Source organism: Kitasatospora kazusensis, assembly GCF_039529945.1.
Lineage (GTDB): Bacteria > Actinomycetota > Actinomycetes > Streptomycetales > Streptomycetaceae > Kitasatospora > Kitasatospora kazusensis.
The window spans coordinates 1-7,783 of record NZ_BAAANT010000084.1; the positions used below are offsets into that span (position 1 = coordinate 1).

Annotated in this window: 5 protein-coding genes and 1 pseudogene; 5 read left to right on the forward strand and 1 reads right to left on the reverse strand. The window is 68.8% G+C overall.

Going from position 1 to position 7,783, the window contains the following annotated elements; translation table 11 throughout:
* Window positions 1-484, forward strand: a pseudogene (locus ABD330_RS31565) (transposase); the annotation flags it as partial.
* 46 nt (window positions 485-530) lie between these two features.
* Here the strand turns inward: ABD330_RS31565 and ABD330_RS31570 are convergent.
* Window positions 531-1,457: a quinone oxidoreductase family protein gene (locus tag ABD330_RS31570; RefSeq protein WP_344469743.1), complete on the reverse strand. Its 927-nt coding sequence runs from the start codon at window positions 1,455-1,457 to the stop codon at window positions 531-533.
* A gap of 89 nt (window positions 1,458-1,546) precedes the next feature.
* On the opposite strand from ABD330_RS31570, the gene ABD330_RS31575 reads away from it, so the two are divergent.
* The 4 genes from ABD330_RS31575 to ABD330_RS31590 all read left to right on the forward strand — a co-directional run bounded on the left by ABD330_RS31575 (window position 1,547) and on the right by ABD330_RS31590 (window position 7,459).
* Window positions 1,547-1,993, forward strand: a complete 447-nt coding sequence (locus tag ABD330_RS31575; RefSeq protein ID WP_344469745.1) for a MarR family winged helix-turn-helix transcriptional regulator — start codon at window positions 1,547-1,549, stop codon at window positions 1,991-1,993.
* Between the two features lie 614 nt (window positions 1,994-2,607).
* Window positions 2,608-4,104, forward strand: coding sequence for an eCIS core domain-containing protein (locus tag ABD330_RS32610; RefSeq protein WP_425555719.1), 1,497 nt, complete (start codon window positions 2,608-2,610; stop codon window positions 4,102-4,104).
* Window positions 4,105-4,475: 371 nt separating this feature from the next.
* Window positions 4,476-5,894 (forward strand): cytochrome P450, encoded by a 1,419-nt coding sequence (locus ABD330_RS31585; protein WP_344469746.1) that lies wholly within the window; start codon window positions 4,476-4,478, stop codon window positions 5,892-5,894.
* 206 nt (window positions 5,895-6,100) lie between these two features.
* On the forward strand, window positions 6,101-7,459 hold the full coding sequence (locus tag ABD330_RS31590) for a cytochrome P450 (protein ID WP_344469747.1): 1,359 nt from the start codon (window positions 6,101-6,103) through the stop codon (window positions 7,457-7,459).
* The last annotated feature ends 324 nt before the right edge of the window (window positions 7,460-7,783 follow it).

Consider the following 7,783-nt stretch of genomic DNA (forward strand, 5'->3'; position numbering starts at 1 on the left):
CGCGGCTTCTTCTTCCCCATGCTCTCCATGATGGACATCATCCTTCCGGGGCCGAAGCCCCTGATCTCAGGTGTCCGTCAAAGCGGATCAAGCCCAGGCCTGCTGCGGGACTGCGCCCGCCGGGGCATGCGGGCCCCGGTCCTGGCTGTTGGCGACGGGGCGCTCGGCTTCTGGAACGCCATGAGCGAGGTGTTCCCCGATACCCGCCACCAACGGTGCTGGGTGCACAAAACCGCGAATGTCCTCGACGCGCTGCCGAAGTCGGCCCAGCCCGCCGCCAAACGCGCGATCCAGGAGATCTACGGTCACCAAGGGCGCAGGCAGCCAGGCCGCCGCACTCGCCATGGTCTTCAAGCTCATCGAGTCCGCACAGGAACGCTGGCGGGCCGTGAACGCACCCCAACTCGTCGCCCTGGTGCGGGCCGGGGCCCGCTTCGAACGCGGCGGGCTCGTCGATCGGCCCGAGCCGCTGGTGGCGGCATGAACGCGCCGCGCGCCGCGGGCCGCTGCTCGGGCAGCGGGCCGGGCGGTCAGGTCGTGTGCAGCAGGACCCTGCCGAGGTTGCCGCGGGATTCGATCAGCTCGACAGCCTTGGCGATCTGATCGAGCGGCAGGGCCTCATGGGCCGGGCGTAGGCGGCCGGCGGCGTGAAGGTCCCACAGCTCGGCCCTGCGCTGCTCGATCAGTTCGGGCTGCCGGCGGCTGATCAGTCCGATGGAGAACCCGATGACCGACTTGAGGCCGCCGAGCAGGCTGCCGGCGTCCACGGTGCCGCCGCCCGCGCTGAACGCCACGAGCCTGCCGTGGGGCGAGAGGGCGTCCACGCCCCGCTGCACCAGATCGCCGCCGACTCCGTCGAGGACCAGGTCCACCGGGTCGCCCCAGGAGTCCTGTGAATAGATCACCACCTCGTCGGCGCCGCACCCACGCACGAAATCAGCCTTGTCCGCCGACCTGACCGCCGCGACCACGCGGCCCGCACCCAGAGTCTTAGCCAACTGGACGGCCAAGTGCCCGGCACCGCTGGCCGCTGCGGTGACCAGGACCGACTCGCCCTGCTCGAAGCGCCCGGCGCGCAGTGCGCTCAGCGCGACCAGGCCGCCGCGAACCAGCGCCAGCGCCTCGGCGGCGGTCACCTGCGGCGGGACAGCAGTGACCATTGCCGGGGTAGCGAGCACCGACTGGGCGTAGACGTCCTCGAACACCACCCCGCCCACTCGGTCTCCGACCCGGAAGCCCTCCACGCCCGCTCCCAGGGCAGCGACCCGCCCCACCATCTCGCCCCCGGGCCCGGTTGCCGGCACCGTGCCCCCGCGCAGCATCCTGACCAGGCCCAGGCTCACCCCCACGACCTCGGTGTTCACCAGCAGCTGTCCGGGGCCCGGGACCGGTGCGGCCACCTCGTCGATCCTGAACGGCTCGACGGTGTCCTGCGGCTGGAACCTGACCTTGCGCATGTGCGCCTCCCTCTCCTGCAATCCGTTGGGCCACCCAACGATAAACCGAATCCATTGGGGGGTCCAATGAATTCGGCTAGGCTGGTCCCATGCATACAACCCCCGCGCCGCTCAGCCATCTGCAGACCCTGCCGAGCTGGCTGCTGGGCCGCGCCGCGGCCCTCGGACACCGTCTGGTCAGCGAGCAGCTGGCCGAGGAGGGTGTGCGGATGCCGCACCACGCCGTACTGTGCGGCATCGCCGAACTCGGCCCCATCGCACAGGCCGAGTTGTCACGCACCGTGCGGATCGACCCCAAGGACATGGTCACGGTCCTCAACGAGCTGCAAGCCAAGAAGCTGATCAGCCGTACCCGGGATCCACGCGATGCCCGCAAGAACGCGCTCGCGCTCACCACGGGCGGCCGGGCTCTGCTGCGCCGGCTGGAGGAGCGGGGCGACCAGGCCAACGACGCCCTGCTCGCCCCGCTGACCCCGGCCGAACGAAAGCAACTGAGCGCCCTGCTCGCCCGACTGATCACCACGGAACCGAAGTAGACGGATACTCAGGCGCACGGGGCTGCGGCATCCCCTCGTTGACGGCGGGCTGCCGCAGCCCCAGACGCACGGCTACCAACGGATCCACGACTCTTGACAATTACTCGTGGTAACGGGCCTTCCAGTACTACTGGTCAGGGCGGAGGCCCACCCGGCCACTTCCGATCAGCCGGGGCGTCCAAAGGTGCCGAAAGCTCTGCCCCTGCACGAGCCCGTACGGCCCTTCCGCGCTCCTCGGGCTGTGCCGTAGATCTGTCGCGTGCCGTGACCGTGGTGCGTCACGGTGGGAAGAGGTGTACGTGCGCTCCTATGATCAGCAGCCCCAGAACCAGGCCGATGCGCCACTGCCTGTGCGTGGGCGGCGGACCACGGAGCGCGGATCCGCCCAGACGGCAGCCGCAGGAGGCGCGCTGACCCCGCATCTGGTCCTGGCCCTGCAGCGAACCATCGGCAACGCCGCAGTCGCGCGGCTGCTGGAGCAGCAGGGGCGGCACGCACACGGCCCGTCGTGCGGCCACCCGGAATCCGCCGGTGGGCCCGCCGGGGTTGCTGCGGTGCAGCGCTCCAGCGTGCACGAGTTGCTGCGGTCCCCGGGCCGGCCTATGCCCGAGGGCTTGCGCTCGGAGATGGAAACGCGGCTCGGGGCGGACTTCGCCGACGTGCGTCTGCATGATGACGCGGGCGCGGCCCGCTCGGCGGCCGAGGTCGGGGCCCGCGCCTACACCTCCGGGCGCCACGTCGTCATCGGGGCAGGCGGAGCGGACAAGCACACCTTGGCGCATGAACTGACCCATGTGATCCAGCAGCGCACGGGGCCCGTCGCGGGGACCGACCACGGCGAGGGGTTGAAGGTCTCCGACCCCTCAGACCGGTTCGAGCAGGCCGCCGAAGAGAACGCGACGCGTGTCATGCGCGGATCGCCCGACCTGCGCAGCGCCCCGGAGAGCCGTAGAGGGGTGCCCGTCATCCACCGCCCCGGTCACTCGCCGGTCCAGAGAACGGTCGAGATCTCCTTTGAGGAGAGTCCGCACGAGATGGAGGAGTTCGATTGCATGCAGGCCAGGATCACCGAGGTCGTGGCTGTTCGCAGCGCTCACCCGGTGGCAGTGGAGAACAAGTTCCCGACCGGCCTGCAGAGAGCCCATGTCACATCCGATACGGTCTTTCAGAACATGCTTGTCCGGCTCTTGTCCGGCAGGACGTGGTCGGAGGCCTGGGCGGCGATCAGGGGCCAGTTCGTCTTCCTCGACCAGCTCCTGACCCAGTGGTACGCCCACCGAGGCTGGCGGGATACCGACAAGACGGGGTCCAGGGACGTGAGGAAGCAGCTCCCGGGTGCCGTTCAGAACGCGATAGGGAGATGTGACGCGGCGACGACGCGCGGCGGGCACCCGGTGGCAGGCGTTCTCTACGCCGCACGCCTCAAAGCAGCGGATCCGAGCAGCTGGGTCTACTACGACCACGACCCCACCGGCAGGGAGGCGGATCCGAGCACACACCTGATCAAGCCGTGGGAGCTGAAGCTGGACGGCAGGCAGATCAAGGAGCTGCAGGACGTCTGTGAAACCTGGGTCGAGCTTCGATCGAAGTTCCCCTGGACCTCCCTGGAGGCGGATTCCTCCAATACCTCCGACCGAACAGGGCCTGACAACGTGGAGAACGCGGTCGCAGCGGCCTCCACGGGAGGAGCCCCAGGGGAGGCGGAGTTCGGGGAGATCTGCCGGGGAATGCTTCAGACATTCGAGTTCTATCCCGCGTCGATCACCGAGGCCCGTACGATCCGTCACGCCGCAGTCCTGGCAGCCCGGCATGTGGTCGAGCACCTCCGCTACCACCCCGGCATCTCGCGCGCCTGGTACGACGGCATCGCCGCAGGATTCCCCGAGGTCTGGTTCGCCTGGATCGAAGCCGAGGTGGAGAAACAGAAGCCGGTCCAGAGCCAGGGCAGGAATCAGCAGGAGGAAACGAAGAACCGGAAGAGAAAGAAGGGAAACGGCGCGGGGGAGGAAGCGCGGGAAACCGGGGCCCTTGTGGAGCTGTTGAGAAACCGGGGAAACGTGGTGCGGGAGTACCGCGAGGCGTACCAGGACCTGAGCCGCGCCCTTGGGTGACCTGTGGGCGGGGGTGCTGTGGGTAGGGGTGCTGTGGGTGAGGGTGGCGGAAAGGCGACGGTGCGTGGGCGATCAGGCGTCGGCGAGGGCATGGACGGTGCCGCGGGCCGTGAGGAGGAGCGTGTGCTGGACCGGCGCTCAGCTGCCGCGATTCCCGGCTCTGGCGACAGCCACGACCAGCTCGACGACGGACTTGTACTGGCTGCAAGACTGCCCTCCTGAGGGGGACCTGACGATCCGTCCCCTCTGTCCGAACTGTTGAGCGGATGCGGATATGCTCCCCGGGGCTGCCGCGTGCGCGCACGCGGCAGTTCCAGGGACAACCGCCAACCCAGAGGCGGCCCCGCCGTTCACCGTGACCCGGAGGGTTCGTGACCACCACCTCAGACCAGGCCAGTTCCCCGGCTGTCATGCCACCGCCGGGATGTCCTGCTCACGTACCCGGTGCCGCCGCCACACGGCTCTACGGCCCGGACTTCGGGGCGGACTCCAAGCTTCTGTACGAGCGTCTGCGCGACCAGCACGGACCAGTGGCTCCAGTCATCGTTCCCGGAGAAACTCCGGCCTGGCTGGTCCTGGGCTACCAGGAGATTCGGAAGGTGCTCACCACCCCCTCGAAATTCGCCTCGAATCCCCGCAATTGGGGCGCCGTCCAGGACGGGCAGGTCGGGGCGGACCACCCGCTGGCTCCGCTGGCGATGTACCAGCCCATGTGCAATTTCGAGGACGGGACAGCCCACCTTCGGCTGCGATCCGCAGTCCGCGACTCACTTGAGGGCCTGGAACTGCGCGGAGTGCGCCGCTACGTCGAGCGCTACTCCCGCCGGCTGATCGAGCGTTTCGGTTCGTCGGGCCGCGCCGACCTGGTGAGCCAGTTCGCTGAGCAGCTGCCCATGCTCGTCCTCACACAGCTCGTGGGAATGCCCGAGGAGGAAGGTCCCCGGCTCGTCGAGGCCTGCCGGGACCTCATGAAGGGCACCGCGACAGCCGTCACCAGCAACGAATACGTGCTCAACGCACTCACAGCGCTTGTTGCGCAGAAGAAGGCGCAGCCTGGGAAGGACCTGGCCTCCACGCTCCTGGCGCACGAATCCGGTCTGACGGACCAGGAGGTCGTTGAGCACCTGCGGCTCATTCTCGTGGGGGCGAACGAGACCACGAGCAACCTCATCACCGACATGCTCGAAGTTGTGCTCACCGAGCCCAGGTCAGCCGCCCAGTTGCGCGGCGGACAGATGACCCTGTTCGAGGCCCTCGACCAGGTCCTCTGGAACACGCCGCCGCTGGCGGTGCTCCCGGCCCGCTACGCGCTGCACGACACGGAGCTCGGCGACCAGATGATTCGCAGCGGCGACATGGTGCTGCTGGGTCTGGCCGCCGGCAACGCCGACCCTGCGATCCGCCCGGACCTGTCCACCTCCATGGCGGGCAACCGTGCGCATCTCGCCTTCGGTGCCGGCCCGCACGGATGCCCGGGTGGTGATATCGGCCGGTCCATTGCCGAGACCGGGATCGACGAGCTTCTGCGGATCCTGCCCGACATGTCGCTCGCAGACGAGGCGGCCCCCCGGCCGCGCACTCCCACATGGACGTCCAGCCATCTGGAAAAGCTTCCGGTCAGGTTCACGGCGCCCAAGCCCGCGAGCCAGGCGGCACGGGAAGAGCTGCCGTCCACTGCCCCTGATGACGCTGACGCACCCGCACCCGGCCCTGGCCCGCTTCCCGAGCCCGTGCCGTACAGCAGCTCCTGGTGGGGCCGGCTGATCGGAGCGTTCCGCAGGGATCACTAGGCGGTCCGGGGGCCGGGTTGCGGACTACTGCTCCGCGGCCCGGCCCCTTGTCTTGCCCGGGGGACCCGGCCGTCACATGGCCGGCTGACACGGAGCGGGTATTGACGCTGTGCGGGCAACTCGGGATATTGGCCGTGACCGTGATCATCGGGTGCTGATCGAGTCCAGCATCTGTACTCCGCCCGGCATCCCGAGAGAGGACCCCCGTGACCAGTGGCCCAAGCAGCGGACTGCAGAACATACCGCGAGCTCCTGGCGGACTTCCATTGGTCGGCCACGCCTGGCCCCTGTGGCGGGACCCGCTGGCCTTCCTGAAAGAGCTCAGGGACACAGGTGACCTGGCCCGGGTCGACATCGGGACCATGCCCGTCGTCTTCGTCAACAGCGCCGAGCTGGCATGGGAGGTGATGGTCACCCAGGCCGCGAAGTTCCACAAGGGCCGGTTCTTCGACCGGTTGCGCAGTCTGGTCGGTGACGGCCTGGCAACGTCCGACGGCCCGGTCCACAGGCAGCACCGCCGACTCATGCAGCCCATGTTCCACCGCGAACGCATTGCCGGCTATGCCGAGCTGATGGGCCGCCGTGCCCGGGAACTGGCGGACTCGTGGCAGGCGGGGCAAACGCTCGATGTGGGAGAGGTGATGGCCCAATGGGTGGTCACCACCCTGGCCGAAACCATGTTCTCCGCCGAGATCGGCAAGCCGGCGGCCGAAGTCGTCCAGCGCAACGTTCCGATCATCATCGAGAACCTCCTGATACGCACTCTCTCCCCGAGGCTCCTGGACGGACTGCCGATCCCGGCCAACCGCCGGTTCGATGCAGCGACCCGGGAACTGCACAAGGTCATCGACGAAGTGGTCTCGGCAGTCCGGCAGGCGGGAGATGGTGACCAGCCAGACCTGCTGTCCACACTCATCGCGGCACGGGACGCCGACACCGGCGAGGCTCTGACCGACACCGAGGTCCGGGACGAACTGGGCACCATCCTTTTCGCCGGCACCGAGACCACCGCAACCACACTGGCCTGGGCGTTCCATGAAATTGCCCGCCACCCCCAGGTCGAGAAGCAGCTGCTGGCCGAACTCGACGAGGTGGTGGGTCATCGACCCGTGACATTCGAGGACGTCACGCACCTGCCCTATCTCCGCCGCGTAATCGACGAAGTGACACGCCTGCACGGAGTCACCCTCCTCATGCGCCGGGCCACCGAACCGGTGGAGATCGGCGGAGTCACCGTGCCGGAAGGTACCGAGGTCGCCTTCAGCCTGTACGCCCTGCACCAGGACCCGAGGCTGTTCCCGCAGCCCGAAAGGTTCGATCCCGACCGCTGGCTGCCCGAGCGGACCGAAGGCGTGAACCTCCGGCAGGCGTTCCTCCCCTTCGGGGCCGGAAACCGCAAGTGCATCGGCGACGCGTTCAGCTGGACGGAGATCACCATCCTGCTGGCGACCGTCCTCCCCCGCTGGCAGCTCCAGCACGAACCCGGAAGCACGCCCAGGGAGATCGCCGCTGCCGTGCCGCGTCCCGACCACCTGTCCATGATTGTGAGGGACCGGCGCGACTGACGACGGCCGAATGCCGGCCAACACGCGGAGCTGATCCGACCGGACAGGCTCTGCGGGCTGACGGTCCGCTCGACCTCGCACGCGCGCTCACAACGTGCGCCGAGCTGCACAACAGAGCATCGGCCAGGTCCGGCACACTGGCCAGTCACGCGTCCTGACGGACGGACAGCCAGTGCCCCGATTTTCTGGCCGTTGAGCACCCGGTCCGGCGCTGCCGCCCGCAGACTCCGGCCACCTGGTGTGGCCGGTTGGTCGGGCGCGACAGGCCCGGCTGGTCCTGAGCTGCGGGCGGCCCGGCAGGCATGCGGGCCTGCCGGGCCGCCC